This window comes from Streptomyces montanus, from assembly GCF_005786655.1.
Lineage (GTDB): Bacteria > Actinomycetota > Actinomycetes > Streptomycetales > Streptomycetaceae > Streptomyces > Streptomyces sporangiiformans.
This window is the reverse complement of record NZ_VBZC01000002.1, coordinates 224,749-250,677: the sequence shown is the minus strand read 5'-3', so window position 1 is coordinate 250,677 and position 25,929 is coordinate 224,749. Positions and strand designations below refer to the sequence as shown.

Here is a 25,929-nt window from a genome sequence, read left to right as displayed (position 1 = left end):
CCGGAGGCGCTTGCCGAGTACCCGGGTCCGCGTCGCTCACCCACCGGAGGGGGCTGGTCAGCCGACCTTGTGTCCCGCCAGTGGAGCGGTCTCCTCGCCGGCGCCCTCACGCATACCCCGCAGGACCTCCTCGACCGCCTCGACGGCGGTGTAGCGCGGCCACCAGCCCAGTTCGTGGCGGGCCCGGGTGCAGTCCATGAGGGGAAGCCGCAGCACCGCGTCGAACAGTTGCGGCGAGGCGGGTGCCAGGTGCAGGCCCCAGGCCGCGGCGACGGCGGAGCGCGCCGCCCGGCGGGGCATCCGCACCGGCCGGGAGTGGAACAGCTCGCCCAGTACCTCGGCGTCCAGCGGCGGTTCGGCCGCCAGGTTGAACGCGCCGCGCGCCTCGCTCAGCAGGGCGAGCCGGTACGCCTCCGCCGCGTCATCGGTGTGCAGCGCCTGTACGCGCAGTCCGGGGACGTCCGGGACGAAGGGCAGGAGTTCGGGCCTGGCCAGAGGGCCGGGCTTGAAGCGCCCGGCGAACAGACGGCGTTGCTGGCTTGCCGACTCCTCCTTGAAGAGGAAGGCGGGCCTCAGACGGACGACCCGGATGTCTGGTTGCTCGTACTCGAAGGTGTCCAACACGCGTTCCAGATAGGCCTTTTCACGGCAGTACGCGGCCTCCGGCCAGCCGTGCGTCGGCCAGGACTCGTCCACGGCACGGTCGTCGGGGCCCGGCGAATAGGCGCCGACCGAGGAGGCGTACACCAGTGTCGGCACCTTGGCGGCGGCCACCGACTCGAAGACGCGGACGCTGCCGAGCACGTTGGTGCGCCAGGTCAGCGCCGGGTCCCGGGCGGGCTGGAGCTTCCAGGCGAGGTGCACGACCGCGTCGGCTCCCTCGAAGTGCTTGGTCAGGTCGGACCCGGCCGTCAGGTCCACCGCGACCCATTCGGCCTGCGCCGGAGGCTCGTCGGGCAGCCTTCGTGCCATGCCGACCAGGGAGTCCACCTTCGGGTCCTCACTCAGGAGGCGCACCAGGCTGGTGCCCACGTTTCCGGTCGCACCGGTGACGACGACCCGCATTCCGGCTGCGTTGCTCATGATCGGCTCCTCTCAGGAGGTTCGCCCCGCCGGGGTCACGTTCCTGGCCCGTTACCGTGAGGGGTTCCCCCTGAACAGGAGGCAAACGTTCCGGATCAGCACCCCGAGGCCTCCGAGGCCCAGCCCAGCCCCCGTCGGACAGGGCTCGGCCCTCGTCAGATCGAGAGCATCTTGGTGAACGGAGTGACGGGGCGCTCCACGCGTTCACCGTCCACGATGATGTCGACCGCTTCGTTGTAGAAAGCGACGAGTCCTTCGACGGCGGCCACCGCGGGCAGCGGGTTGGGGTAGGTCCAGACGAGGTTCGGCGGGACGTCGGCTTCGCCCCGCCACGACCAGTACGCGGCGGTGCCCTTGTAGGGGCACTGGCTGCTGTGGTCGGTGGCGACGAGCAGGTCGAGGCGGACGTCCTCGCGCGGGACGTAGTACCGCACCGGAAGTCCTGTCTCGAAGAGCAGGACCGGACGGTGGGTGTCCGCGACCACCGTGCCGTCTATCTCGACCCGGACGTGGCGGCTGCTCGGCAAGGCGTCCACCCGTTTGTGCGGGTCACGGGGGTGGACGAAGATCTCTTCCTCCTCTTCGTACCAGTGGTCGAGTCCCTTGCCGCGGTACCAGAACCACTCGAACGCGATGTGGCCTGCCAGGTCGTCGGCGGGGAACGTCCAGGCCACGCTCTCCAGCAGTTCGTCGCCGATGGCGAGGTCGTAGAAGATCCGTGATCCGGCGTGCCTGCCCGTCGGAGGGTTCTTCGCCGGGCGGAGCAGATCCTCGCGGACCTCCGCGCGGGGGAAGGCGTACTGCGGAACGGGCAGGTCGGGCTCCCAGACGAGGACGGGGTGCCGGCTGTCGACGACTGTGACGTCTCCCTTACGGCCGCGTACCCAGCGTTCGCTGGGCTCCCACAGCAGGCCTTCCGGGGTGGTCCGGACGCCTCGCGCGGTGGGGATTGCACTCATGACCGCTCTCCTTCGGCTGTTCCAGGAGGTGACGCTTCGGGTATTCCTCCACGGTCCCACGCCCGGATGCCGACGACAGGCGCACCGAAGCCGTCACCGAGCGGGAGCGAACGGTCCCTCCAAGGCCGCCCACTGGAGCAGCATGATCGTCTTCGCGTCGGCGATCTCGCCGGTGCGGATCATCTCCAGGGCTCTGTGGAAGGACAGTTCGACGATCTCGATGTCCTCGCCCTCCTCGTCCAGGCCGCCGCCTGTGTGGGTGCGGGTCGACGGGCCGTAGGCGGCGGCGTAGAAGCTGACACGCTCGGTGACCGAGCCCGGGCTCATGTAGACGTCGAAGACATGGTGAACGGTGCCGATGGTGTGCCCGGTCTCCTCCACCACCTCACGGCGCACGGCGATCTCCGGGTGCTCGTCATCATCGTCGAGCAGCCCGCCCGGCGTCTCGATCAGCATCCCGTCGCGGTGTCCGTTGACGTACACCGGGAAGCGGAACTGCCGGGTGAGCAGCACGGTTTCACGCTCGGTGTCGTAGAGCAGCATGGTGGCGCCATTGCCACGGTCGTGCGTCTCGCGCTCCTGGGTGCTCCAGTTGCCGTCGGCGTGCTGGAAGTCGAAGGTCGTGGTGCGCTCGACGTACCAGTGGCTGGACAGCAGTTTCACGTCGCGCACCCTGACGCGGGGGTTGCCGGTCAGGTCCCGGCCGACACGGTCGAGTCCGGTGCGGCCGCGACGGTCCGGGGTGTCGATGCCCGCGGTCATCGGACAGCGACCGTACGGGAGAAGGCAGGAGAGTTGGTCATGCCCGCTTCTACCATTCCGGCCGCACCGGTGTCCTGCTGGGGCGGAGGCCCTGACAGGACCTACGCTCCCGGGCCGTCCTCCGCGACCATCACCCGGGGTCGGGCGAGCAGCAGTCCGGCTGCCACCGCTCCGGAGGCGAGGCCGAGGATGCCGACGGCGGTGGCCAGGCTGCCCCCGGCCCCGGTCGGCGTAGTGCGGCTTCGACATCGTCACGGTGAGCAGCGAGGGCAACAGGACGCCGGTGCCGAGGCAGTTGAGAACCGCGCCGGCGATCAACAGCGCGGGGCTGCCGGCCAGGCCCATCACCACGAACCCGGCGGCGCACAGGGCGAAGGCCGCGGGCAGCGTGCTCTGCGGTCTCCCGGACAGCTTGGTGAAGGCGATGGACCCGGCGACCGTGGCCGCGCCGGCGAGTCCCTCTCCGACGCCCTGCGCCCGTAGGCATCATGAAGCGACTCGTTGTGCATCGGCCAGGACGCATGGCCGGCCGGTGCGGAGGGACGCGTAGGCGGCGAGGACGATCCGCAGGGTGCGCAGGCCCGCCTCCCCGTCCGGACGGGGGCGGCGGCCGGTGCGTGCGGCGTCGAGGAACTCGTCGAGCATGGCCGCGTCCATATCGGTGCCGCCCGGCTCCCAGCGGCCGCGGCCGGTCGTGGAGTCGAAGCCGCCGAGCAGCCGGGGGAAGGCGTCGAACTCGACTATGGCCCGCTCCCCCACACAGGTCAGGGTCAGTCCACCCCAGGTCGGATGGTCCGCGGGGTGGCTCCAGCTGCAGTCGATGGCGGCGACGACTCCACCCGGGTACCGGACGGTGACCAGCCCCGCGGTCTCGACCCCCGGGCCCGCCAGATCCGCGTCAAGGACGGTGTTGGCCTGGGCGTACACCTCCGCCGCCTCTTCACCGCCGAGGAGGACGTCCATCAGGTCCGCGAGGTGCACGGTGTGGTCCATCACCGCGCCGCCGCCCGCCAGTTCGGGGTCGCCGAACCACGACCGGGAACGGGCGGGATTCGCCCCGTTGTTGGTCCCGTGGACACTCACCAGCGCGCCGAGCGAGCCGTCGGCGAGGGAGCGGTCGAGGGCGGCGAAGGCGGGGCTGAACCGTACGGGGTAGGCGGTCATCAGGCCGACACCGGCTCGGGCACAGGCCTCGATCATGGCCTGGGCGTCCGCCTCCGTCGTGGCGAGGGGCTTCTCGCACAGGACATGGGCCCCCGCCGCGGCGGCCCGCTCGACCAGCGGCCGATGCCGGGCGTTCTCGCTGGTGACCACGACCGCGTCGGGTCGCAACGCGAACACCGCGTCCCAGCTGTCGGCATACGGCACGCCCAGCCGTTCGGCGAGGGCGTGGCCCCGTTCGGGGTCGCCGGGCGGGGCGTCGGGATCGGCGGTGATCAGGTCGACGTCGTCCCGGTCGCGCAGCAGCTCGATATACGCCGTGGCGTGGACATGGGCGAAGGACAGGACGGCGACCCTCACGTGACGATTCCCTCCATCGAGGTGGACAGTTCGACCGAAGTGGACAGTTCGACGGCCCGGCCCGTACGGGCTGACTCCACAGCGGCTTCGGCGATACGGACGGCCGCCACTCCGTCTCCGGCGGTCACCCGGGGTTCCCGCCCGCCGCCCGCGAACGCGTCGGCGAACTCCCGTATCTGGGCCAGGTAGGGCGACTGGCCGAAGTCCCCGGACGGGATGCCCTCGGGCTCCCCCGAGGTGCCCGTGACGCGCAGCGCGGGCGAGGCCAGCGAGTCGTGCCGTACGGTCCCGTCGGTGCCGGAGACATGGAAGGTCGTACGGAACGGCGTCGCCGGAGGTCCCCACACACCCACGACCTGGGTGATGACACCGCTTGCGTGGGTGAGCACGGCGGTCCCGGTCGCGACCGGGGCCGGTGGCACCGGGGCGGCGAGATGGCCGCGCTGGTGCGCGTGGACGCGTACGACCTCGCCGAACAGCCAGTGGGCGATGTCCATGTCGTGGATCATCTGGTCCGTCAGAATCCCGCCGGAGCGCGCCGGATCGGCGAACCACGGGCTCCAGGCGGGGTAGCAGCCGGTGCGGGTGAACCGGGCGACCGCGATCCTGCCCAGCCCGCCCCCGGCGACGACCGCGCGCAGCCGGGCGTAGGCGGGGAACCAGCGCACGACGTGGCCTGGATAGAGCCGCACTCCGGCGGCGTCCGCGGCATCGGCCATCTCCTGGGCGTCGGCGGCCCGCAGGGCCAGCGGTTTCTCGCACAGGACGTGGGCCCCGGCGGCGATGGCCGCCAGCGTGATCCCGCGGTGGGTGTCCGTGGGGGTGCACACGTCCACCACGGTGGCCCCGCTGATGGCCTCGTCCAGCGAGCCGTGCAGCGTCGCGCCGTGGGCGCCGGCCAGTTCGGGTGCGCGCTCGTCGGGCGCGTAGAGACGTACCCGCGCGCCGAGCGCGGTCCACGCCGGCAGATGGACGCGCGCGATGCCGCCCGCGCCGATCACCGCTATGTCGAGTTCTGCCATGGGACGCACGGTCTCCTAGCCCTTGAGGGCGCCACTGAGCACGCCGTTGATGAAGTGCCGCTGGAAGAACAGATAAACGAGGACGACCGGGGCGATCACGATGAGCGTCGCGGCGGCGAGCAGCGGCACGTCGACGCCGTACTGCCCCGTGAAGAAGCCGAGTCCGGCGGGTGCGGTACGCCGGTCGGGGTCCTGGATCAGGATGAGCGGGAGCAGGAACTGGTTCCAGCTCCAGACGAAGTACAGGACGCCGAGCGTGACGACCGCCGGGCGGGAGCTCGGCATCAGAACGCGCCAGAGGGTCGTCCACGAAGAGGCCCCGTCCAGTCGTGCGGCCTCGATGAGGCTGCGTGGCATCGTCGCGAAGTGTGCCCTCATCCAGAAGACGCCGAACGGCATGAACGCGCCGATCTCGGCGAGGGCCAGGCCCGGCACCGTGTTCGTCAGCCCTGCCGCCCGCATGTCGTAGTAGAGCGCGATGACGGTGCCCTCGGTGGGAATGGACAGACCGAGGAGCAGATAACCGTAGACCTTGCCCCGGCCGGGGACGTCCATGGTCGCCAGGGCGTAACCGGCCAGCGTCGCGCACAGCACGGCGGCGGGCACGACGCTCACCGCGATCACCGCGCTGGAGCGCAGCAGTACGCCGAAGCCGGCCGCGGACCAGGCGTGGGCGAAGTTCTCCAGGTGGATGCCGCGGGGCAGAGCGAGGCCGGTCAGCGGGGTGCCGGCGGGCTGGAGAGCCGCCAGGAGCAGGGAGAGGAACGGCACGAGGACGATCGCCAGGAACAGAATGATGACGGCAGGCGCCGCGATCCGCGACGAGAGTTGACGGCTCGTCATGACCTCTCCCTCGCCAGGCGATTGATGACGAGGACGACCATGGCGATGACCGCGGTCAGCACGACCGCCAGTGCGCTCGCCAGCCCGACCGCGCCGCCCCCGAAGGCCAGGCGGTAGACGAGGATCCCGGGGACGACGGTGCTCGTGCCGGGGCCGCCGCCCGTGGTCATGTAGATCAGGTCGAAACTGGACAGAGCGGCGATCACCGTGATCGACAGGGCCACGGCGATCTCCGGCCGTAGCAGCGGCACGGTGATGGACCGGAACTCGCGCACCGGGCCCGCGCCGTCCATCCGGGCGGCCTCGTAGATCTCCTGGTCGATGCGCTGCGTCCCGGACAGGAAGAGCACCATGCACAGGCCCGACACGACCCAGCTGCCGATCAGCCCGACGGCGGGCAGGGCCCAGGTGAAGCTGCCCAGCCAGGAGTCCGCCAGCCGGCCGAGGCCCACCGCCCGCAGCCCCTGGTTGAGGGTGCCGTCTTCGGCGTACACCCAGCGCCAGATGATGGCGACGGCGACCAGGGGAATGACCTGCGGGAGGAACAGCACCGTACGGACCAGCACCGTGCCCCGGCGCCCGGAGCGGCGGGAGACGATCGCCGCCGCGACCAGGCCGACGCAGATGGGCAGGAGGGAGAAGAAGATGATGAGCGCACCCGCGTGCCAGGCCGCGGCGCGCAGTTGCGGATCGGCGCCGACACGGCGGTAGTTGTCCAGTCCGACGAAGGACGGCAGGGTCACGCCGTCCCAGTCGAAGAGCGACAGGTACGCGGTGTGCAGCGCCGGAAGTACGGCGAACAGCGTGTACGGCAGCAGGGCCGGCAGGACGTACAGCAGCGCCATGGTCCGCCGTCGCCGTCTGCTCGCCCGCGCGGCCCGTACGGTACCCATGGGCGCCGGCGCGCGGGTCGCCGTGCGACGGCCGGGGCGCGAGCCGGCTCCGAGGCCGAGGCCGGGACCGGAACCGGGGTCGCCCCCGGCGCTGGTCGCGGCCCCGGTGGACTCGGAGCCGGAGCCCTGCCCGGGGCCGGGGAGCCGGTCGGTGGCCGTCACTTGTGGTAGTTGTCGTAGTCGGCCTGGAAGCCCGCCAGGAACTTCTCCACGGTGGCCTTGCCCCCGGCCAGCAGCTGCAGCTGGGTGGTGAGGGTGTCCGGCATCGTCGGGGTGGAGGCGTTCTGGATGAACGCCTGCAGGCCCGTGTCCTTGACGATCCCCTGCCAGCTCGTACTCACGTCGCCCAGCAGCCCGCTCTGCTGGGGCATCGCGCTCGCGTCGGGGGCCATGAAGCCCGCCTTGGCGGTGATGCCGGCGGCCTGCTCACTCGCGACGAAGTCGAGGAAAGCGGCCGCGGCGGCCGGGTTCTTGCACTTGCTGGACACGCAGTAGTACACCCCGGCGCCGGTGGTGCGCAGCTTCCCGTCCGCGGCGGCGGGGGGAACGTTGAAGAGGCCCGCGCGGTCCCCCAGCCCCTTGGCGACCGCCGCCGCGGCCCAGTTGCCGCTGATCCGGAAGACGCCCTCGCCCTTGGCGAACGCGGCGGTTGCGTCGTTGTCGGAGATGCCGTTGACCTTCGGGGAGACGTACCCCTTGTCGACCCACCGCTTGAGGGTGGTGGCCGCGGTCACGGCCTCGGGTCCCGTGAGGGTGGCGCCCTTGTGACCGAAGGCCCATGCCTCGCGGTCCTCGGGCTTCATGTAGACGGAGAGCAGGACGTTGAAGACATGGTTCAGGCCGCCGTCCAGATTGCCCTCGACGAGAGCCGTCTCACCGGCCGCCTTGGCCTTGGCGAACAGGGCCTCCAGCTCCTCCACGGTGGTCGGCGGGACGGTCAGACCGAGCTTCTTCGCCTTGGACTTGTTGTAGTAGACGGCCTCGAAGGACAGCCCGCCGGGCACGCCGTACAGGGCCCCCTCGCCGACCGTCTTGCCGTCCGCGGTGAGGGTGATCTGGTCCAGGCCGGGGAACTTGTCCGCCCAGCCGTACGCCTTGCCGTAGCTGCCGACGTCGAGCAGCAGACGGCCACGGATCAGGTTCTGCATACCGGAGACGAACTGGGCGATGTCGGGGGCGGTGTCGGCCGACATGGTGGTGTTGATGCTCTTGAGGTAGTCGTCCCAGCCCGTGTACTGCCGTTTGACGGTGATGTTGGGGTACTTCTCGCGGAAGGCCGCGACGAGCCCGGGGGTCATCGTGGTGTCGTCCGCGTCGGCGAGCATCAGGGTGATCTTCTTGTCGGTCGGCACCGCCGTGGAGACCGGGCCGCCGCTGCTGCTCTTCTCGGTCGGCGAGGCCCCGGGAGTCAGATTCGTGCACGCCGTGAGTACGGAGGCGCCGGCCGCGCCGGTGACGGCGAGAAAGGCGCGTCTGGACAGAGCGGACGGAAGGGCCGAGGACGGGGTCGGGCTCATGGGGTCTCCTGGGGCGGCGGGGAGGGATAGGGAATGCCGGAGGTGTGTCGTACGGGGGTACACGGGTTACCGGAGTACGGGGCGGTGCGGAGACGTGGTGCGTGAGGCCGCGGCGGCGAGCGGCGGCCGCGTGGTGGGGAGCGCGTCGGCGAGCAGCTCGGCAGTGGCGACACACGAGGTGTGGAGCCGGTTGCCGCGGAGTGGTTTAATAAAGCAGTTGCGTTTCATAATCACGATGGGTCTGGGCAGCGTCAAGAGTCGATGGCTTGATTGTTATGGTCCCGAGTTGTTGCCCGCGGCCGTGTGGGACGCTCGGCGACGCCCCCACAGGAGGTTGATCTTGGCCACGTCCAGGGCCCCCGGGACCCCCGGAGACCAGCTCCCGGAGCCGGCCGCGGCCACCGCCCCGGAGACGCTCTGGCCCCTCAGCGGGGTCACGGAGACCATCCCTCCGGGCCAGGGTCTGCCGGTGGTCGGTGTCGCCGACCTGCGCACCGCGAACGCCGCCGCCATCCTCGCCGCCGTCCGCTCGGCGGACCGTCACCAGCGGCTGTCCGAGCTGGTCCAGGCCACCCGGCTGTCCCGCCCCACGGTGGAGGCGATCGTCGAGGAACTCGCCGACTGCGGCCTCATCGAAGTCGCCCCCTCCCCCTCCGCTCGCGGCCAGCGCTCCCCCGGCCGGCCCGCCCGCCGCTTCCGCTTCCGTCCGCACGCAGGTTTCGTCATCGGCATCGACGTACGGCCCCGCTCGGTGACCGCCTGCCTGGCCGATCTCGACGGCCGGACCGTCGCGGTGGAACGCAGGACGGTGCGCGCCGACCTCACCGGGCAGGCCCGCGCCAGAGCCGTAACCGCCGTGGCGCGCACCGCTGTTGACGGTGCCGGTGTCGACACCCGGCGGGTATGGGCCGCCACGGTGGGCACGCCCGGTCTGGTGGACCGGGACAACACCCGTATCCGGCAGGCCGACAACCTCAAGGACTGGGCCCAGGTGGACATCGTCGGCGTCCTGCGCGACGAACTCGGCTGCCCGGTGGCCGTGGAGAACGACGCCAACCTCGCCGCCCTGGGCGAGCAGTGGCACGGGGTGGGCAAGGACGCGGACGAGATGGTCTTCGTCCTGCTGGGCGAACGCCTGGGCGCCGGGGTCATCACCGGGGGGCGGCTGCTGCGGGGGCACCGCGGCGCGGCGGGTGAGATCGGCTTCATCCGCTTCCCCGGCCACAAGCCGCCGCGCCCCGGTCTGGTACCGCCTGCCTCCGAAGTCGTGCGGCAGGCGGCGGCCGGCGATCAGGGCGCGGCGCAAGTGGTCGAGGCGTACGGGCAGCGGCTGGCCGAAGGGATCACCCCGGTCCTGCTCGCCCTCGACCCCGCGCTGGTCGTCCTCGGCACCAGCCTCTTCCCGTCCCCGGATCTCCAGCCGGCCGCCGCCCATCTCCTCGACGCCGCCCAGCGGCACGCCGAGGCCCTCCTCGTCGACCCGCCGCGATGGCAGCTGTCCGCCCTCGGGGACGAGGCGGTGGTCTCCGGCGCGGTCCGCTTCGCGCTCTCATCGGTCGAGGTCATCCTCCGCACCCGCCCCACGAGCCTCACCGCGGGCAAGGACCGCTGAGCGGAACGACCCTGGGCTCCGCTTCCTCCCGCTTCCTCCCGCTGCCTTCCGCTTCCTTCGGAGGCGTACTGGCTGTGACGTGCGGTGTTTGCTAGTAGTGAGTGGAGCAGAACCGACGGTAGGGGGTGTGGCATGCGACGAGGGGGCTCAGCTTGCCTGTCCAGGACGCACCGGCCGACGTCTCCCGGCCGTACGGAAGCCGGGAACTCGGCAGGTTGTTACGCCGGTCGTCGCTGAGCGAGTGGTATCGGCGCGAGGCGCGGGCGGTCGCCGAAGTACTTCCGTTCCGCACGAACTCGTACGTGGTCGACCAACTCATCGACAGGTCAGCCGTTCCGGACGACCCGATGTTCCGACTGACCTTTCCGCAGCCCGACATGCTGCCCCGCGAGGACCGGCTCAGTGTGGCGGAGCTCCTCGCAGGCGCGCCACCCGTCGTGGGTGGGACGGCCTTTCTCGCCCGGTTCGATCCACGAGCCATCTGGTGGTCCCAACTCGAACCGGTCTCGGACGACTTGGGCGGCCGCCCCTGGGAGCGGCCCGCCGGCCAGTTCATCCCGGGGAGGGCTGGAGCAGCCGGGCGATCAACTCGACCTGGGCCGCGGTGATGCCGCGTGGTGTGAGGTCCAACTCGGTTCCCTCGACGGGTTCCCAGCGGCTGACGGTGGGGTTCACCTCGATGACCACCGGGCCGTCGGGGCCTTCGACGACATCGATGGTCGCCATGTCGAGCCCGAGGGCTCGGACGCTTCGCACCAGCAGGTCTTCGAGATCCCCGGTGAGCGCAGCGGGCTCCCAGCGCAGCGGATGGAGCAGACTCCGCACACTTCCGTCCGGCGCGGTGCTGATGTGGTACTGGCAGGAGGCGACCTGATCACCGATGACGACCGCACGCAGATCGCGCCCCGGATTGTCCACGAACTTCTGGGCACAGAGCACGGCATGGCGCCTCAGCCAGTGCCAGAGCACGATGTCCTCGCGGAGCCCGAGAAGACTGCCGGGCTGTCCTCCCTTGCCCGCGGCCAGGAGCCGGATCACATCCACCGAGGCGTGTCCCGCGATGGGTTTGACGATGACGTCGCGCCAGTCCGCGAGGCATTGCTCGACGTCGTCGGCGCTTCGCACGGCACGCGTCGGCGGTACCGGAACTCCGGCTTCGGCGAGCGTGGCCGCCTGCCAGATCTTGTTCTGGCAGACGCGAAGGGCATCGACCGCGTTGACCAGCCGGGTACCGCGCCGCTCAAGCATGCTGAGCCAGTCGTAGAGCAGTGCCATGTCGCCCTCGACGTGCCGGGTGAGTACGCGCGCTGTGACGACGGCGAGTTCAGGCGCATCGCGTATGCCTTGAGGGCCGGAGAATCCGGGCGGGGAACCGTGCGGCAGGATTTCTCCCCAGTCGACGCGCTCCGACGGAATCCCCTGATCGGTCAATGCGGTGCAGAGCGTGTCGACCTCCCAGTCGCTCTGGATCCTGTCCAGCAGCCACACGGACTCACCCATTGCCACCTCCGCGTCGAGACGTTTCGACATTGAGCGTTCGATGCTACCTTGCCAGGCTTTTCTCTGTTTCTGTGCTGCCTTCTGCAGACTGTGATTCTGCCCAGATCCGTCCAGCGGGGTGCGTGATATGAGGACGTGTGTGTGCGTGGGTCCGACCATCCCTGCGACAGAGGCCAAAAAGATACTGTCGATGGCCGATTTTGCACAAGGAAATCATGTACGCATTGTCCCGCCATGTCACCGTTGTCGGCTGCTCAAGCATGGGGGCGCCGCGTGCGGCGGAATTATGGCCGTATGGAATGGCGGGATGTGGCCGGATCTTCGCGGCGTACCGCGATGGAATTTACGAAAGCGACGAGAAGTCCGGCTACCGCACGGCAGAACTCCAGGGACAACCCATCCAGCGCGCCCAGGCATTCGGACACCGACCTCAAGCGCGCCGATGCGGTTGATACGCTATAGCGAACTGCAAACTAGAAAATCGAACATAGTGGTGTGGCCGAGAACTTCACGTTTGAAGAGACCCATAGTTTCCAATTACTGAGGACAGTCAAGGGAATGAATTAGCCACACTCGCCGGACGCATTGACGCCAATTGTGATCATGACTAGCATCAGCGTGGCTGATCGTCGTCCAACTATGGAGCATGCATGTGGCAGGTAGTTCGGCAACAGGTCGCCAGTGCGGGTGCCGCCAATGCTGTCAAGACTTCAGTCCAAAGTGCCGGTGCGGCAAACTCGGTGAAGCGTCGCGTGAGTTCCGCCGACGCCGCCAACGCCGTGAAGTCGCCAGTGTCCAGCGCAGGCGCGGCGAACGCTGCCTGTTAACCGTTGCCCGATTACCGCAGGGCCGAATCTCCCCGGAGACAGCACGGCCACACATCTCCCGGAATACCGCCGGAAGCCACACTGCGGCGTTTCGGCCCCGTGGGAAAGCGAGTGGGGATAACCCGGCTGGCCGACGTGACCGGCCTCGACCGTGTCGGCACTGCCGGTTTGTCTCGCGATCCGTTCCGGGCCGTCGGCGGGCTGCTCGATCCTCACCAGGAGCGGTCCTGGGTACGAGGAGTCGACCTCACCCCCCAGGCCGTCGCCTGGGTCCCCGAAGAGTCCGTGTCGATGAACTCCGTGGCCGACCAGCTCGGCGAGCCCGGACTTGCCAGGAGCTCCAACGGCCTCGCCTCCGGCAACTCGCTCGAGCAGGCGATGCTGCACGCCCCGTGCGAAGTCGTCGAACGGGACGCCGAATCCCGCTGGCGTGCGGCCTCGGAGTCGCACCGGGTGCGTCTGGACACGGTGGAGGACCCATTCTGCCGACGGATGATCGGGATGGTGCGCTCGGCAGGTCTCCATCTGGCGGTCTGGGACGTCGCCTCGCACACGACGGTGCCGTGTTACGGCTGCGTCGTGCTGGCCCCGCCGCAGTGCGACGGAGTCCTCTGGGCCGACGACCTCCGGGCGGTGGTGCGGGCGGTCACCTCCGGCACACGGCATGCCGTGGTTGCGGTCGGTCTGACCCGCCAGGAGCTCGGTGTGTCGGTGGCCAAGGTGATCGTCACCCGTTTGGAGGGCCCGTTCGGTATGTGCGAGCCGGCCGAGCCCGGCCCGGGACCGCTGTGAGGCCGGCCGCCGCCGGTCCCGACCTCGAGCCGGCGGATGCGAGCCGCCGGGACTTCGGCCGGATGTGGCTGGGTCAGAGCATCAGCCTGATCGGCGATCAGGTCTCCCTGTTCGCCCTGCCCAGTCTGGCCATTCTGGTGCTGGAAGCCAGCGGGCCCCAGGTCGGGGTACTGCAGGCGATGGCGACGATCGCCTTCCCCGCACTGGGACTGTTCGTCGGCGCCTTCATGGACCGCGTACGGTGCCGCCCCTTCATGATCGCCGCCGATGTGCTGCGGCTGTTGCTGTTCCTGTCGGTCGCGGTCCTGGCACTGGCGGACGCCCTCGGCCTGTGGCACCTGTACGTCGCGGCCGCGCTCGCGAGTGTGTGCACCGTCGTGTTCGACGTCGGATACCAGACACATCTGCCCCGCCTGGTCAGCCGAGACTTCCTGCCCGTGGGCAACGCACGCCTGGAAATGTCCAGCAGTGTGGCGCGCGCGGGAGGACCGGTCGTCGCCGGCGCGGTCACCCAGGTGATGGGACCCGCGCTCGCGGTCGCGGCCAACGCGGCCAGTTTCCTGGCCTCCGCGACCGGCCTGCTCACCATCCGCACCCCCGAGCACGCCGTGCCGGTCCCGGCGGACACGCCGTGGCGGAAACAGATTCTGGACGGTGCGCGGCACATGTGGCGCACCCCCGTTCTGCGCTGGCTGTCGGCCGCTGCCGCACTGCGCAACCTGAGCATGGCCATGGTCGAGACCGTCCTGCTGCTGTTCCTCTACCGGGCCATGGGCCTCTCACCGGCGGCGGCCGCCCTCGTCCTGACAGCCGGAGCGCTGGCGGCCGTACTCGGCGCCGTCGTCAGCCGAGCCCTCGTGAACCGGGTGGGAGTCGGCCCCGCACTACTCGCCACCGTGACCGAGGGGGTCGTCTGGGCCGGGGCGCCGCTGGCCCTGGCGACCGGTTCGAGTGCGGTCGTCATCGTCATCGCCTTCGTCTCCGCGGTGTGGCTGCCGGTCTGGAACGTCACCGTCACCACACTGCGTCAGCTGATCACCCCGCCACACCTGCTGGGCCGGGTGCACGCCACCGCCCGCACGATCAATCTGTGCACCATCCCACTGGGAGCGGTGCTCGGCGGCCTGCTGGCCGGCTGGGCCTCCGCGCTGTGGGGCGAACGCACCGGACTGGCCGCCGCCCTGGCCATCGCGGGTCTGATCAGCATCAGCGGGCTGCCGTTCCTGCTGCGCAGGGAGATCCGGAACATGCGCCGACTGCCTTCCACGGCGGAGACCTCTGATGGCTGACCGTCTCCCCCGCCCTGGCGGACGCATCGGGTTCGTCGAACTCCTGCCGCCCGGCGCCAGGCCGGCCCCGCACAGCAACGGCGTCGCCAGAATGCGTGCCGCGCGAAGGCTCGGCTGCGAGACGGTCGTCGTGACCGCGTACCGGCATCGCCTGGAACCGGCGGTCGGCGAGCTCTCGCACGACCTGGATCGGCTGCGACACCACAAGCGCGGACCTCGTGACCGATGCGGTGGCGGGGCAACGGTTCTACGCGCTCATCAGCTGGGTCGATCCGTATGCCGATCCGTATGCCGGTATCGCCCAGGAGGTGGCGACCCGACTCGGTCTCGACACGGCCAACCCGGACTGGCCGAGCGGCGGCTGGAACGACAAGGCCGCCGTGCGCGCCCGTCTGGACGGGAAACCGTCACCGCCACGGGCACGAACACCGACCGGTTGTGCCACGTGCTCGCATCCGGCAGGACCCGCCACCAGTGCCGGCGGACCGCACAGGACGCCGCCCGAAAGATCGGCATCATGGTGGCGCGGAACCCGGAGAACCGCCTCGTGTGAAGGTGCGGCTGTCCCTTCGTCACGGTCGGCCGCCCGTGCGCCACCGGCTCGTTATGAGGGCGCCGCCGTGGAGCCGCGCACCACGAGACGCGGGGGGAGCACGACTTCCTGGGGTTCGGTGCGGCCCGCGTCGAGGCGTTCGACGCCGGCGGCCACCGCCCGCCGGGCCTGTTCCTCGGCGCTCTGGCTGACCGTCGTCAGGTTGAAGCAGCTCAGCCGGGACAGTGCGTCGTCGTCGTAGCCGGCGACGGAGACCTCGCCGGGGACCGTGACATCTGCCCGGGTGAGCGCGGTGAGGACACCGATGGCGCACTGGTCGTTGAACGCCACGACGGCGGTGGGCAGTTCGGCGCCGTCGAGGAGATGGCGGGCGGCCCGCTCACCCGCCGCCTCGGTGTTGTCGCCGTGCAGGATCCTGATGTGCTCGTCGAGGGCGTGGCGGCGCATGGCGGTTCGGTAGCCGCGGCGCCGGTCGGTGGCGATGACGCCCTTGCCGCCGTCGACGTAGGCGATCGACCGATGGCCGAGCCCTGCCAGGTGGTCGACGATCTGGCCGACTCCGTCTTCGTCCGCCGTGCGGACTACGTCCAGTTCGGCGCCCGTGATCCGGCGGCCCACCGCGACCACGGGGACCTTGTGGTGCAGGGCCGTGAGTGTGTCGGCGGGGGCGACCGGGCCGAGGAGGATGAGCGCCTCACTGCGGAAGGCGAGCAGGGTCTCCACGGCGGTCTGCTCGTCGCGGGTGCGGGTCAGGGGACTGAGGACGAGGTCGTAGCCGACCTCCTCGGCGGCCGTGTGCAGGTGCTCGACCAGTTCGGCGTGGAAGGGGCTGTGGATGTCGACCATGACGCCGAGCAGCCGGCTGCGTCGGCTGGCCAGGAGGCTGGCGTTGCGGTCCGCCTTGTAGCCGAGCTCGGCGGCCGCCTGGAGCACGCGCTGCCGGGTGCGCTCGCTGGGGCCGGGCACGCCACGGAGTACCAGGGACACCGAGGCCGTGGACAGGCCCACCCGCGCGGCCACGTCCTCAAGCCGGGGGCGGGAATTCGCGCCCTGGCCGGTACGAGGGGCGGCGGAGGCTGCTTCGTCCACCGATCCTCCTGTCCGGGTCTCCCGGCGCAACACCCCTGATCACGCCCGATAAGCCGGACCGATGGTACCAGCTTCTTAAAACGGTTAAAAAGAGTGAGCGGGCCGCCTCGCCCCGTCCACCGTCATACTTTGCCGCTCACGAACCGGTCGAGTGCCGAGGTGAGCTCCGCGGGTTTCTCCACGGGCAGTTCATGGCCGGCGTCCACGATCCGGACCACCGCGTCCGGGTAGTCCTTGGCCATCCGCAGCATCTGCGAGACCGGCAACTGGATGTCGTGGTAGCCGTGCACCAGGAGCGTGGGGACCTGGATCTCACCGACCCGGTCGAGGACGTCGAAGGCCCGCATGGCCGCGTAGTAGGTCATGACCACGTCCCGCGGCGTGGCCGCGGAGGCCCGGATGTACTCCCGGATCTCTTCGCGGGGGTAGCCGGGGGCGAAGGCCCGCTGGATATTGGCGGCGACGAACAGCTTGAACGGCACGAGGGTCGACGCCGCCATCAGCAGGCCCCTCCCCCGGCTGTACGTCATCCGGCTGATCGAGTTCACGAGCACCAGGCGCTCGATCCGCTCGGGATGACCGAGCGCGAGGGTCTGCGCGATCATCCCGCCCATGGAGTGGCCGATGGGGATGAACCGGTCGACCTCCAGATGGTCGAGGAGGGCGAGCACGTCCCCGCCCAGCTCCTCGATCGTGCCCGGCGCCCCGTCGCTCTCGCCGTGTCCTCGCAGGTCGAGCCGGATCACCCGCCGCTGCTGGGCGAAGTACGTCATCTGGTGGTCCCAGCGGTGCCGGTTGGCCGTCCAGCCGTGGATGAACACCAGGGGCGCGCCGTCGCCGTCGCGGGGGCCCTCGTCGTCGTACGTCAGTCCTGCGCCGTCGACAGCGAGCTGCGGCATCAGTCGTGCCCTCCTGGAGTGCGGTCCGGGTACGGGAGCGGTGCGGGTACGGGAAGTACGGTGCGCGAACGGGCCGGGCACGGTCGCCGAGCGTCCCGGTAGCCGTCATCGCCGCTTGCCGAGGAAGTCGAGGATGTGCCCGAACACGTCGAGGGCGCCGCCCGGGCCGAGGAACTTGTCGAGGTGACCGTAGCCGGGAATCCCGGTGTACGCCACGTCCAGGTGCGGCTGCCGGTCGATTGGCGAGTACCTCCCTCCGGCAGGGCACGTCCGTCGATGAATGGCGGTGCACAGAGCTCTCAGGGCAAGGCCGGGCCTCAGACCGACGGCCCCGGAAAGTAGATGCTCCCGTGCGGCCGGGGGCGGTCGCCGCGTTCATGCGCGGCGTTGGAGCGGTCGGCAGGCGACGGTCGTTCGGCCAGTGCTCGCAGCGTCTGCAGACCGGACAGGACCTCGGAGCGATGGTCCGATCTCTTCATCCACGGTGGCAGCCGGGCCAGCATGGCCCTCGTCGGCCGCATCCCGCCACGTTCGCGCAACTGGGCGCCCACGTAGGCCGACAACGCGTCGACGTGCTCCTCGTTGTAGGCCCACAGAATCTGGCCGACGCACCGGGTCTGAAGCCAGAGCGGCCGCCGGAAAAACGGATCCTCACTACCGCCCAGCACCGCACCGACCAGCCCGGCACCCCGCACCTCGGGCTCCCAGTCCGCGACGGCACCGCACCCTTGGCAAGCCAGACGGCGTGGCTGGAACAAGAGCTCACTGAAGTACCTGGGTGCGGGAAGACCGGGCCGGGGAATCACGAGCGCACAGCCGCCGCATCGCGGACAGACCACCAGCATGCGGCCGGCGAACTCGGCCAACGAGTGTCCTGGGTCGTAGTGGCGGGCAGGACCGGTGCCCGGCTCAGAATCCATGACGGACACATTCCCAGGTTCACGACACCACCCGCGACCGGGTCCGCGACCAGGTCCGCGAACGCGCCCACAGCACGCCAACGGCTCTGAGTCACACGTGAGTTGACGCTGCGGCTCCAGTGAAGAAGCAGCCCGTGAGAGAAACCCGGAGTATCTGCCGCCGAGAAGTCAACCTCCCTATAATTCCCCCTACTTGTGCACTGCGAGCCGGAGATCGATTCGCAGGGGGGGCCGGGGGGCGGCATGAATGATGCAGGTGTTCGAGTAGAAGTGGTCGAGCTGGACGATCTCGGGAATCGAGAAATCAGCGAGGGATCCCGGCTCACCGCTCAACTGGCGGAGCGAAGCACGGAAGTACAGGCGGCGATCAGAGAGGCGTCGGGGATCGCACAGGACTCCCTGGAGAGCCTTCCGGACCGCTCAGGGTGGAAAGTTTCCGGCCTTCAGATCACATTCGGGCTGACTTTGGCCGTGGAGGCCGGGGTCATCCTCTCCAAGGCATCGGGAGAGGCTTCGTTCGAGGTGACTCTCTCCATAGAGCGGGCGGGGTGACCTCGAATGTGCGACACATGCTGGGTGGCCATGTACCGGAACGATCGCCTGCTCGGCGGAGGCCTCCGGTTCACGCACGATCTCGTCATCACGGCGGCGCACTGTCTGGGACGCAACCCCCGGCGAGGTGACACCTTACGGCTGCATACCGCGAAGGCGGTGGTCGACGGAACCGACGAGGAGATGTTCGACGGGACCGTGGTGGAACTCCCCCGTGGCGACATCGCGCTGATCGAGATGCATCTCCCGCGCGGTCCGGGCGGGCACGTTCCCCCGACCACCGCCAGGGCCACGCGCGACGATCCCTGGCGTGCCACGTACCGGCCGACGCTGGAGCTGGGGGCACTCACCGGAACGGTCTCCGTCCCGTCCCTCCCCAAAAAGGCGAGGGACGGCGAAGTCATCGAGGTCATTCAACTGCTCTGTCCCGGAAATCTTGGCAGCCACCGAGGCTATTCCGGCAGTCCAGTCGAACTGGAACCGAGCAGCGCACTTCCGCGTGGTGCCGTCCTGGGAATCCTCTTGCAGCAGCAGCCGAACCGGGCGAAGCCCCAGGAGAGCTCGGACACTTTGTACGCGGTTCCCGTCCAGGAAGCCGTCACCAGATTCGAGAGCCTGAGCGATCGTCATCTACTGGAATGTCTGATCGCGGAGTCATGGCAACAGCAGCCCATTGCCGGCGCCGCGGAAAGCAAGGACGGCAAGGAGGGCAAGGAGGGCAAGGACCAGAAAAAGCGCGGGAATTCCTCCGTGCCCATGGAGCACGCCGACCTCCTCCTCGACATGTGGGGAAAGGCCGACCTCCTGGACGCGCACCAGATCCAGAGCATCCGAACCTGGATGGACGAGCATCGGGAAACCGACGATGATCAAAACCATCTCTGACGCCGTCGCGTACGCGGAGAGGATGCTGTCCGACGAGGACGAACACGTCCTTCCCAGAGAGGAAGCGGACGCGTTCTCCCGGCGCCTCAGGCTCCTCGATCCCGCCTCCGAGCCCCCCGGGCAACTCGCCGAGAGCATCACTCGCCTCTCCCGGCTGCTCAGCCGCCTCGACATGCGTGAGAACGCCCGGGCCGTCATTCAGCGGGCGCTGCGGCACATGGAGCTGGTCGAGGCGGACCAGACCATCTTTCCGCCCTCCGCCTGGAACCAGATAGCCGTCCAACTGGCGCTGCACGGCGAGCTGGACGAAGCCAGGCTCGTCCTGAACTACGCGCTCAGCAGGGCCCGTGACCCCTCCTCGTCGCCTCAGGACGCGTCGCAAGACGTCATCATCCTCACCAACCTGAGCGTCATCAGCCTGCGCTCCGACAACACCGAGTACGCGCAGAGCTGGGCCGAGCGCGCACGGGCCGCGCTGCGCGCCCACCCCGATCACCCACAGGCCGGGAGGCTCGACGTCACCCTGGCGTCGGTGGTCGTGGACATCGCGAAAGAGTGGGGTGACCCGGACCGGCTCGAAGACGCGGCACGGGAACTCGGGGCGTCCGCGCTGCGGCTCCTCGCAGAGGGCGGCGAGGGGCAGCCCGAAGTACTGAGCGCCCTCGCCACCCTCGCCGACGCGAAACTGACCCTCGCGCGCACCGCCGGGTCCATGAACGACATTCACACGGCACTCGGCGTCCTGGAACGGGTCGCCCAGAAGACCATGGTGTTGTTCGGCGCGGAGAGTCCGCTCGCCCTGTCCACCCAGGCGAACCTGGCACGGGCCAGATTCGAGCTCGCGCGGTTCTCTCGGTCGAAAGACGCCAACGCTCACATCAAGAGCGCCGTGGAATCCCTCGACTCCGTCGTCCAGTCGACGTTCACGGCGCTGGGAGAGCATCACCCGCAGAGCATCGCCGCGGCGGACAACCTGGCAACGGCCCGGGACGACGCGAAGGCCGTGGTGGGCCTGCGGGAGAACATCGCCCACTTCTACCGCCCCCGCGACAACGAGCGCCGCAACTTCGCCAAGTCCGAGGCCATCAGGCGGGAGAAGGACCTGATCCGCATCATCGCGTTCGGCGGCGCCTCCTACTTCATGGGGCCACTGGACCGCTACAAACCCGACATAGAGGAGAGACTGACCCGGGGCACGAAGGTCAAGGTGATCATCAGCAATCCCTGGAACAGCATCGCGTCGTACTTCCTGGTCGGCGAGACGGAAGAGCCCGGCGAGGCCACTACGGTGAACAGCCCGGACGTCGCCATGCGCCATATCCAGGACGGCGACTACATGCAGACATTCCGACCCGTCATCACCAGTTACCGGCGCCTGCGCGAGACGTACGGGGAGCTCATCGAGCTGCGCATCGCCCCCATGGACATCCCGGGCACGAGCCTGCTCACCTCCGAAGTAGGCTTCTTCGAGCCCTACATGACCGCCGACCCACGGCACCGGACACGCCGGGGTCTGAAGACGTTCGAGATCGAGTTCGGCCAGATCAGCCACTTCTACGGCGTCGACGACCGGGCATTCGACGAGTACTGGACCATCTCGTACACGGTCGACGAGTACGAGGCGGCGGAGGAGGACTTCAAGTGGCTGCTGCGACGGCGTCTTGAGATCCTGTGGGCGACCATGTCGGGTAGGTCGACGTGAAGTTGGCGGCGTTTCCGTCGCCCTCGACACAGGCCCGCAACCGCCCCTCCCCGCGCTCGTAGAGCTCGAAGAAGGATCCGAGGCGCCGCTCCTCGCCGTCGTCGATGACCACGGCGCCACCGTCCGGGTCGACGAAGAAGTAGTTCCCGCTCCTTGTGGAGTTGCGGTAGACGCGAAGCTCCACACCACGGTCGGCGGCCGCCTTGGAGCATCGCCGCACGACCTCCTCGAACTCCCCAGGTCCGAGCGCCAGTACGTCGCGGTTGTCGGCTCCGTAGTTGGTCTCCGACATCTCGTAGACCTTCCAGATGTCCGGCAGAAAGGGGTCGTCCTCGATCAGGTCGAGGACTCGGTCGGCGCCCCGTGCGTTCAGTCTGGTCACCACCGTGCCGAGTTTGATCCTCACCGACGGATGTGACCTGCGGGCCTGTCCGAGCAGGGCGATCACTCGCTCACGGTGGCGTGCGTGCCCGATGCGCATCGCGGCGTGCTCGCCGGGATCGGCCGACTCCAGGGGCAGAGCGATCCAGGAGAGGTGCGGGAGGATCTTCTCCATGGTGGGAATCGGCGCCAGTCCATTCGTGGACAGCACGATCTTCGGACCCGGTTCGCCCGGCGCGTACGGCGCTCCGAGTGCGGCCGCCAGTCGTGCCAGGTAGGGCAACAGCGTCGGCTCTCCCCCGGAGATCACCACGCCCTTGACGCGTTCGGCCCGCAGGATCTCGACCACACGGAAGGCGTCGTCCTCCCCCATGGTCGGAAGGTCGTGGCGAGGGCCGTAACAGAAGAGGCAGGCGAGATTGCAGCGCCCCAGCGGACGGAAATCCACATAGTCGGGCAGGCACCTCTGGCGTTGGATCATTGGGGGAGCCAGCTCCAAGCATGGGGCGAACAGTTGCGGACGTGACGATAGTTGAAGGCGGGGGCTCCACATGTGAGCGACAGCCCCACGTCCGTGGTATCCGCCTTCCCTTCCCGGACTTCCCTTCCCGGCCGGCAACTCCCGTCGCCGCGCTGGGCACTGCCCCGGACCCGGCCCCACGAATGTGTGCCAGAGGTGTTGACCCAGGTTCTGAAAACGTTTTAACTTCCCTTCACTCCATACCCGCAGCCGAGGAGGCTCCGTGGCAGCTCTGCTGCGCGAGCGCCCTGGGAAATCGACGGTGAGCCGCTCTTCCCGTCGCCCGTTAGGCGCTCCAGCGAAGCGAAAAGGTTTTCACCGACGCCGGAGCCGGACGCTGTTCCTGCTGATGGTGCCCGGGCTCGTGTACTTCCTGGTGTTCCACTACGGAGCGCTGGTCGGCAACCTCATCGCCTTCAAGGACTACGTGCCCTTCGACGGCATCTGGGGCAGCCCCTGGGTCGGCACCGGCAACTTCCAACGGATGTTCGAGGACGGCGCGTTCTGGGAAGCGGTCCTCAACACCCTCTGGATCGCGGTCCTCCAGCTCGTCTTCTACTTCCCCGTCCCGCTCGCCCTGGCCCTGCTGCTGCACAGCCTCACGTGGAGCACCGTCCGCCGCTTCGTGCAGTCGGTGGCGTATCTGCCGCACTTCATCTCGTGGGTGATCGTCGTCGCCCTGTTCCAGCAAGTCCTCGGCGACACCGGCATGGTGAACAGTTATCTCGGCGACGCGGGGCTGAGCACCGTCGACATCATCGGCAACCCCGACGCCTTCAAACCGCTGGTCGTCGCCCAGGTGATCTGGAAGGACGCCGGCTGGGGCACGATCATCTTCCTCGCCGCGCTGGCGCAGGTCGACGAGCAGCAGTACGAGGCCGCCGCGATCGACGGCGCGGGACCCTGGCGGCGCTTCTGGCACGTCACGCTGCCCGCGATCCGCCCGGTGGTCGTCCTGCTGCTCATCATGCGCCTGGGCGAGATCCTCTCCGTCGGCTTCGAGCAGATGCTGCTCCAGCGCGACGCGGTGGGACCCGAGGCCGCCGAGATCATCGACACCTTCGTCTACTACCAGGGCATCGTCGGCGGCGACTACGGATTCGCGGCCGCGGCGGGCCTGTTCAAGGGCGTCATCGGCGCCCTCCTCGTCTACGCGGCCAACAAGGTCGCCCACCGCCTCGGCGAACAGGGGGTCTACAAGTGAGCGCCCAGGTACGGCCCGGCTGGATGGAGAAGCCGAGGCCCGTCACCCAGGTTGCCAAGGCGGTGGCTCTCGTCGCGGTCGTCCTGCTGGTCTGTGTCCCGTTCCTGGTCATCCTGTCGACCTCGCTCGCCTCGCAGCGTGAGGTGGTCGCGGGCGGCGGCTGGGTGCTCTGGCCACAGGACCCGACCTTCAAGGCGTACGAGGACATCCTCGCCGGCGGCGTCGTCACCCACGCCCTCGGCGTGAGTGCGGGAGTGACCGTCATCGGCACGCTGCTGAGCCTCGCCTGCACGGTGACCCTCGCCTACGCCCTGTCCCGCCCCGGCGTCTTCGGCGGCAAGCCGGTTCTGCTGCTGGTGCTGTTCACGTTCCTCTTCCCGCCGGGCATGATCCCCGGCTTCCTGGTGGTCAAGGAACTCGGCCTGCTCGACTCCTACGCCTCACTGGTCCTGCCCGTGCTCGTCAACGTCTTCAACCTGGTCGTCCTGCGCGGCTTCTTCCAGGGCGTACCCGAGGAGCTGTACGAGGCCGCACGGCTCGACGGCGCGGGAGACTGGCGGGTGCTGTGGTCGATCGTGCTTCCGCTGTCGAAGGCGGCGCTCGCGGTCGTGGGCCTTTTCTACGCGGTGGCGTACTGGAACTCCTGGTTCTACGCCTCGCTCTATCTGGAGAGCGACCACTGGCCGCTGCAACAGGTGCTGCGCACCTATGTCGTGGCAGGTTCCGGGCTCACCGACACGACGACCGGAGAGGCCGCCGTCAACGCGCCGCAGACGATCCAGATGGCGGTCCTGGTGATCGCCACCGTACCGATCCTGCTCGTCTACCCCTTCCTGCAGAAGTACTTCACCAAGGGCGTGCTCACCGGCGCCATCAAGAGCTGACTCACCATCACGAGCCGTAAAACGAAAGGTCGTTCGCTCATGTCCAGCATGTCCCGACGCGTCCTCCTGCGTTCCATGGCCGCCGGTGGTGCCGCGGTCTCCGTCCCAGGCCTGCTGACCGCCTGCTCAACCGGATCCGGTGACGGCGATGTCTCCAACGCGGGCAAGAAGCTCGCCCCGTGGCCTGCCTACACGGCAGCCGCCGGACCGAAGCCGGACCTCGCCCCCACCGACGCCGGGGTCCAGGCCGGCTACACCTCCTACCCCTCCGACCTGGTCACCTCGGTAGCACGTACCCCGGGTGACGGCTCCACCGTCAAGGTCATGTCCGTCAGCTTCGGCGTTCCCCCGAAGGGAGCGGCTCAGAACCAGTACTGGAGGGCGGTCGAGAAGGCTCTGGGCGTCAAGATCGAGTTCACCGTCATCTCGCAGGCCGACTACCAGAAGAAGATGGCCACGGTGACGGCCGGCGACCCCGAGTCACTGCCCGACATCATCAACATCTTCTCCGGATTCGCCCTGCCCCGCGAAGCACAGTTCGTGCGGAGGCGCGCCGAGGACCTGACACCGTTCCTGTCCGGCGAAGCCGTCAAGGACTACCCCAACCTGGCCGGCATCCCCACCCACGCGTGGCGCGACATGGGGCGCATCGGAGGACGCGTCTACGGCATTCCCCTCGAACGCCCGCTGCCCGGCTCCACGTTGTGGCTCAACCAAGGCTCCTTCACCGACGCCGGGATGAAGGAGGGCTGGACCTCCCAGGATTTCGCCGCCGTCGCCAAGCGGGCCACCCACGGCAAGACCTACGCACTGGGCGCCGCGACGGGCTCCCTGTTCGGAAACGCCGTGCACTCGGCGGCCCACAGGGCGCCGACGGGCTGGGCGGTGGACAAGAAAGGCGCCTTCCACGCCAACTACACGGACGACCGCTACAAGGCGGCCATCGCCTTCCAGGCCCAGCTGCGCAAGAACGGCTCCTACCACCCCGATGCCACCTCGCTGTCGTCGGCGGACCTGAGCACGCTGTTCCTCAACGGAACAGCCGGCTCCATGCAGAACGGCTTCGGCGCCTACCAGGCCCTGTACCCCGACTCCGAAGGCCTGCTGACGCCGGCGCCGTCGCTCCCCTACAGCGTGGACGGCACCCCCGGCGGAGTCGTCGCCGCTCGCCGCTCCTTCGGCTACACCATCCTCAAGAAGGCCAAGAAGGAGCGCATCCAGCTCCTGCTCCGCATCCTCGACTACCTGGCCGCCCCGTTCGGCACGAAGGAATGGGAACTGCTGCACTACGGACTGGAAGGCCCCCACTTCAGCCGGGGCAAGGACGGCTCGCCGCAGCCGACCAAGCTCGGTGAGGTCGAGAACATCACCAATCTGCCCTTCAAGTACCTGGCCGAAGGACCCCAGGTGCTCTTCGTGCCGGGGAGGCCCGAGGCCGTACGCGCCCTGCACGCCTGGCAGCAGAAGGTGGTGCCCCTAGCCCTCCGCGACGCGTCGTACGGGCTGCAGTCCAGCACCTACACCGCCCAGGGCACCACCCTCAGAGCCTTGGTGGAGGACGCGGTCACCGCCGTGATCGCCGGCCGTTCCCCCATGTCCGAGTTCGACGCCGCCGTGAAGACATGGCGCTCCCGCGGCGGCGACAGAATGGCCGAGGAATACGCCAAGGACTACGCCGCCAACGCGTGAGGCGGCGGGCACGGGCGGCCACGGCACAGGT

Annotated in this window: 23 protein-coding genes; 10 read left to right on the top strand and 13 right to left on the bottom strand. The window is 69.1% G+C overall.

Annotated features, from left to right (window positions below; translation table 11 throughout):
- Positions 1–57: 57 nt before the first annotated feature.
- The 8 genes from FE633_RS02465 to FE633_RS02430 form a co-directional block, all read right to left on the bottom strand.
- Positions 58–1,083 (bottom strand): SDR family oxidoreductase, encoded by a 1,026-nt coding sequence (locus FE633_RS02465; protein ID WP_138043380.1) that lies wholly within the window; start codon positions 1,081–1,083, stop codon positions 58–60.
- Between the two features lie 155 nt (positions 1,084–1,238).
- On the bottom strand, positions 1,239–2,042 hold the full coding sequence (locus tag FE633_RS02460; RefSeq protein ID WP_138043379.1) for a DUF427 domain-containing protein: 804 nt from the start codon (positions 2,040–2,042) through the stop codon (positions 1,239–1,241).
- 93 nt (positions 2,043–2,135) lie between these two features.
- Positions 2,136–2,804 carry an NUDIX domain-containing protein gene (locus FE633_RS02455; protein ID WP_138043378.1) on the bottom strand — a complete coding sequence of 223 codons (669 nt, stop codon included), beginning with the start codon at positions 2,802–2,804 and terminating at the stop codon, positions 2,136–2,138.
- Positions 2,805–3,290: 486 nt separating this feature from the next.
- Positions 3,291–4,325: a Gfo/Idh/MocA family protein gene (locus FE633_RS02450; protein WP_138043377.1), complete on the bottom strand. Its 1,035-nt coding sequence runs from the start codon at positions 4,323–4,325 to the stop codon at positions 3,291–3,293.
- A complete protein-coding gene (locus FE633_RS02445) occupies positions 4,322–5,347 on the bottom strand; it encodes a Gfo/Idh/MocA family protein (RefSeq protein ID WP_138043376.1) in 1,026 nt (341 codons plus the stop codon). The genes FE633_RS02450 and FE633_RS02445 overlap by 4 nt, the downstream gene beginning before the upstream one ends.
- 15 nt (positions 5,348–5,362) lie before the next feature.
- Positions 5,363–6,190 (bottom strand): carbohydrate ABC transporter permease, encoded by an 828-nt coding sequence (locus FE633_RS02440; RefSeq protein ID WP_138043375.1) that lies wholly within the window; start codon positions 6,188–6,190, stop codon positions 5,363–5,365.
- Complete coding sequence (locus FE633_RS02435; RefSeq protein ID WP_138043374.1) at positions 6,187–7,245, bottom strand: carbohydrate ABC transporter permease; 1,059 nt, start codon at positions 7,243–7,245, stop codon at positions 6,187–6,189. Before FE633_RS02435 ends, FE633_RS02440 begins: the two co-directional genes overlap by 4 nt.
- Positions 7,242–8,600, bottom strand: coding sequence for an ABC transporter substrate-binding protein (locus FE633_RS02430; protein WP_138043373.1), 1,359 nt, complete (start codon positions 8,598–8,600; stop codon positions 7,242–7,244). The genes FE633_RS02435 and FE633_RS02430 overlap by 4 nt, the downstream gene beginning before the upstream one ends.
- Positions 8,601–8,940: 340 nt before the next feature.
- Between FE633_RS02430 and FE633_RS02425 the strand changes: the two genes are divergently transcribed.
- On the top strand, positions 8,941–10,212 hold the full coding sequence (locus tag FE633_RS02425) for an ROK family protein (RefSeq protein ID WP_171059768.1): 1,272 nt from the start codon (positions 8,941–8,943) through the stop codon (positions 10,210–10,212).
- 552 nt (positions 10,213–10,764) lie between these two features.
- Here the strand turns inward: FE633_RS02425 and FE633_RS02415 are convergent.
- Entirely contained in the window at positions 10,765–11,742 is a 978-nt protein-coding gene (locus FE633_RS02415; RefSeq protein WP_171059767.1) for an ATP-grasp domain-containing protein, read from the bottom strand.
- A gap of 107 nt (positions 11,743–11,849) precedes the next feature.
- Here FE633_RS02415 and FE633_RS49665 point away from each other — a divergent pair, with 107 nt between their 5' ends.
- The 3 genes from FE633_RS49665 (at position 11,850) to FE633_RS02400 (ending at position 14,620) form a co-directional block, all read left to right on the top strand.
- Entirely contained in the window at positions 11,850–12,164 is a 315-nt protein-coding gene (locus FE633_RS49665; RefSeq protein WP_425473137.1) for a TfuA-like protein, read from the top strand.
- A 486-nt stretch (positions 12,165–12,650) separates the two neighbouring features.
- Positions 12,651–13,331 carry a YcaO-like family protein gene (locus FE633_RS02405; protein WP_171059766.1) on the top strand — a complete coding sequence of 227 codons (681 nt, stop codon included), beginning with the start codon at positions 12,651–12,653 and terminating at the stop codon, positions 13,329–13,331.
- Positions 13,328–14,620 (top strand): MFS transporter, encoded by a 1,293-nt coding sequence (locus FE633_RS02400; RefSeq protein ID WP_138043365.1) that lies wholly within the window; start codon positions 13,328–13,330, stop codon positions 14,618–14,620. Before FE633_RS02405 ends, FE633_RS02400 begins: the two co-directional genes overlap by 4 nt.
- Before the next feature lie 604 nt (positions 14,621–15,224).
- Here the strand turns inward: FE633_RS02400 and FE633_RS02395 are convergent.
- From FE633_RS02395 to FE633_RS02380, 3 genes are all read right to left on the bottom strand, one after another.
- Positions 15,225–16,262, bottom strand: coding sequence for a LacI family DNA-binding transcriptional regulator (locus FE633_RS02395; protein WP_246113371.1), 1,038 nt, complete (start codon positions 16,260–16,262; stop codon positions 15,225–15,227).
- Between the two features lie 122 nt (positions 16,263–16,384).
- A complete protein-coding gene (locus FE633_RS02390; protein ID WP_138043363.1) occupies positions 16,385–17,161 on the bottom strand; it encodes an alpha/beta fold hydrolase in 777 nt (258 codons plus the stop codon).
- 317 nt (positions 17,162–17,478) lie between these two features.
- On the bottom strand, positions 17,479–18,027 hold the full coding sequence (locus tag FE633_RS02380) for a hypothetical protein (protein ID WP_246113370.1): 549 nt from the start codon (positions 18,025–18,027) through the stop codon (positions 17,479–17,481).
- A 324-nt stretch (positions 18,028–18,351) separates the two neighbouring features.
- Here FE633_RS02380 and FE633_RS02375 point away from each other — a divergent pair, with 324 nt between their 5' ends.
- The 3 genes from FE633_RS02375 (at position 18,352) to FE633_RS02365 (ending at position 21,220) form a co-directional block, all read left to right on the top strand.
- A complete protein-coding gene (locus tag FE633_RS02375) occupies positions 18,352–18,633 on the top strand; it encodes a CU044_2847 family protein (RefSeq protein ID WP_246113369.1) in 282 nt (93 codons plus the stop codon).
- Between the two features lie 183 nt (positions 18,634–18,816).
- Complete coding sequence (locus FE633_RS02370; protein WP_138043357.1) at positions 18,817–19,518, top strand: hypothetical protein; 702 nt, start codon at positions 18,817–18,819, stop codon at positions 19,516–19,518.
- Positions 19,499–21,220, top strand: coding sequence for a hypothetical protein (locus tag FE633_RS02365; RefSeq protein WP_138043355.1), 1,722 nt, complete (start codon positions 19,499–19,501; stop codon positions 21,218–21,220). Before FE633_RS02370 ends, FE633_RS02365 begins: the two co-directional genes overlap by 20 nt.
- On the opposite strand, the gene FE633_RS02360 is transcribed toward FE633_RS02365, so the two are convergent.
- Positions 21,156–22,082, bottom strand: coding sequence for a radical SAM protein (locus FE633_RS02360; protein WP_171059765.1), 927 nt, complete (start codon positions 22,080–22,082; stop codon positions 21,156–21,158). The genes FE633_RS02365 and FE633_RS02360 overlap by 65 nt on opposite strands.
- Before the next feature lie 388 nt (positions 22,083–22,470).
- Between FE633_RS02360 and FE633_RS02355 the strand changes: the two genes are divergently transcribed.
- Genes FE633_RS02355 through FE633_RS02345 form a run of 3 tightly spaced genes read left to right on the top strand, consistent with a single transcriptional unit; the run spans position 22,471 to position 25,898 of the window.
- Positions 22,471–23,325, top strand: coding sequence for an ABC transporter permease (locus FE633_RS02355; RefSeq protein WP_138043351.1), 855 nt, complete (start codon positions 22,471–22,473; stop codon positions 23,323–23,325).
- The gene (locus FE633_RS02350) at positions 23,322–24,209 is read left to right on the top strand and encodes a carbohydrate ABC transporter permease (protein WP_138043349.1); all 888 of its coding nucleotides are present in this window, start codon (positions 23,322–23,324) and stop codon (positions 24,207–24,209) included. The genes FE633_RS02355 and FE633_RS02350 overlap by 4 nt, the downstream gene beginning before the upstream one ends.
- Before the next feature lie 39 nt (positions 24,210–24,248).
- The gene (locus tag FE633_RS02345; protein WP_138043347.1) at positions 24,249–25,898 is read left to right on the top strand and encodes a type 2 periplasmic-binding domain-containing protein; all 1,650 of its coding nucleotides are present in this window, start codon (positions 24,249–24,251) and stop codon (positions 25,896–25,898) included.
- Positions 25,899–25,929 lie beyond the last annotated feature (31 nt).

Excerpts from the sequence above, each read along its gene's own strand:
- FE633_RS02465 (WP_138043380.1), bottom strand. The coding sequence starts at position 1,083 with ATGAGCAACGCAGCCGGAATGCGGGTCGTCGTCACCGGTGCGACCGGA.
- FE633_RS02460 (WP_138043379.1), bottom strand. The coding sequence starts at position 2,042 with ATGAGTGCAATCCCCACCGCGCGAGGCGTCCGGACCACCCCGGAAGGC.
- FE633_RS02455 (WP_138043378.1), bottom strand. The coding sequence starts at position 2,804 with ATGACCGCGGGCATCGACACCCCGGACCGTCGCGGCCGCACCGGACTC.
- FE633_RS02445 (WP_138043376.1), bottom strand. The coding sequence starts at position 5,347 with ATGGCAGAACTCGACATAGCGGTGATCGGCGCGGGCGGCATCGCGCGC.
- FE633_RS02440 (WP_138043375.1), bottom strand. The coding sequence starts at position 6,190 with ATGACGAGCCGTCAACTCTCGTCGCGGATCGCGGCGCCTGCCGTCATC.
- FE633_RS02430 (WP_138043373.1), bottom strand. The coding sequence starts at position 8,600 with ATGAGCCCGACCCCGTCCTCGGCCCTTCCGTCCGCTCTGTCCAGACGC.
- FE633_RS02415 (WP_171059767.1), bottom strand. The coding sequence starts at position 11,742 with ATGTCGAAACGTCTCGACGCGGAGGTGGCAATGGGTGAGTCCGTGTGG.
- FE633_RS02390 (WP_138043363.1), bottom strand. The coding sequence starts at position 17,161 with ATGCCGCAGCTCGCTGTCGACGGCGCAGGACTGACGTACGACGACGAG.
- FE633_RS02370 (WP_138043357.1), top strand. The coding sequence starts at position 18,817 with ATGTTCGACGGGACCGTGGTGGAACTCCCCCGTGGCGACATCGCGCTG.
- FE633_RS02365 (WP_138043355.1), top strand. The coding sequence starts at position 19,499 with ATGATCAAAACCATCTCTGACGCCGTCGCGTACGCGGAGAGGATGCTG.
- FE633_RS02360 (WP_171059765.1), bottom strand. The coding sequence starts at position 22,082 with ATGATCCAACGCCAGAGGTGCCTGCCCGACTATGTGGATTTCCGTCCG.
- FE633_RS02355 (WP_138043351.1), top strand. The coding sequence starts at position 22,471 with ATGGTGCCCGGGCTCGTGTACTTCCTGGTGTTCCACTACGGAGCGCTG.
- FE633_RS02345 (WP_138043347.1), top strand. The coding sequence starts at position 24,249 with ATGTCCAGCATGTCCCGACGCGTCCTCCTGCGTTCCATGGCCGCCGGT.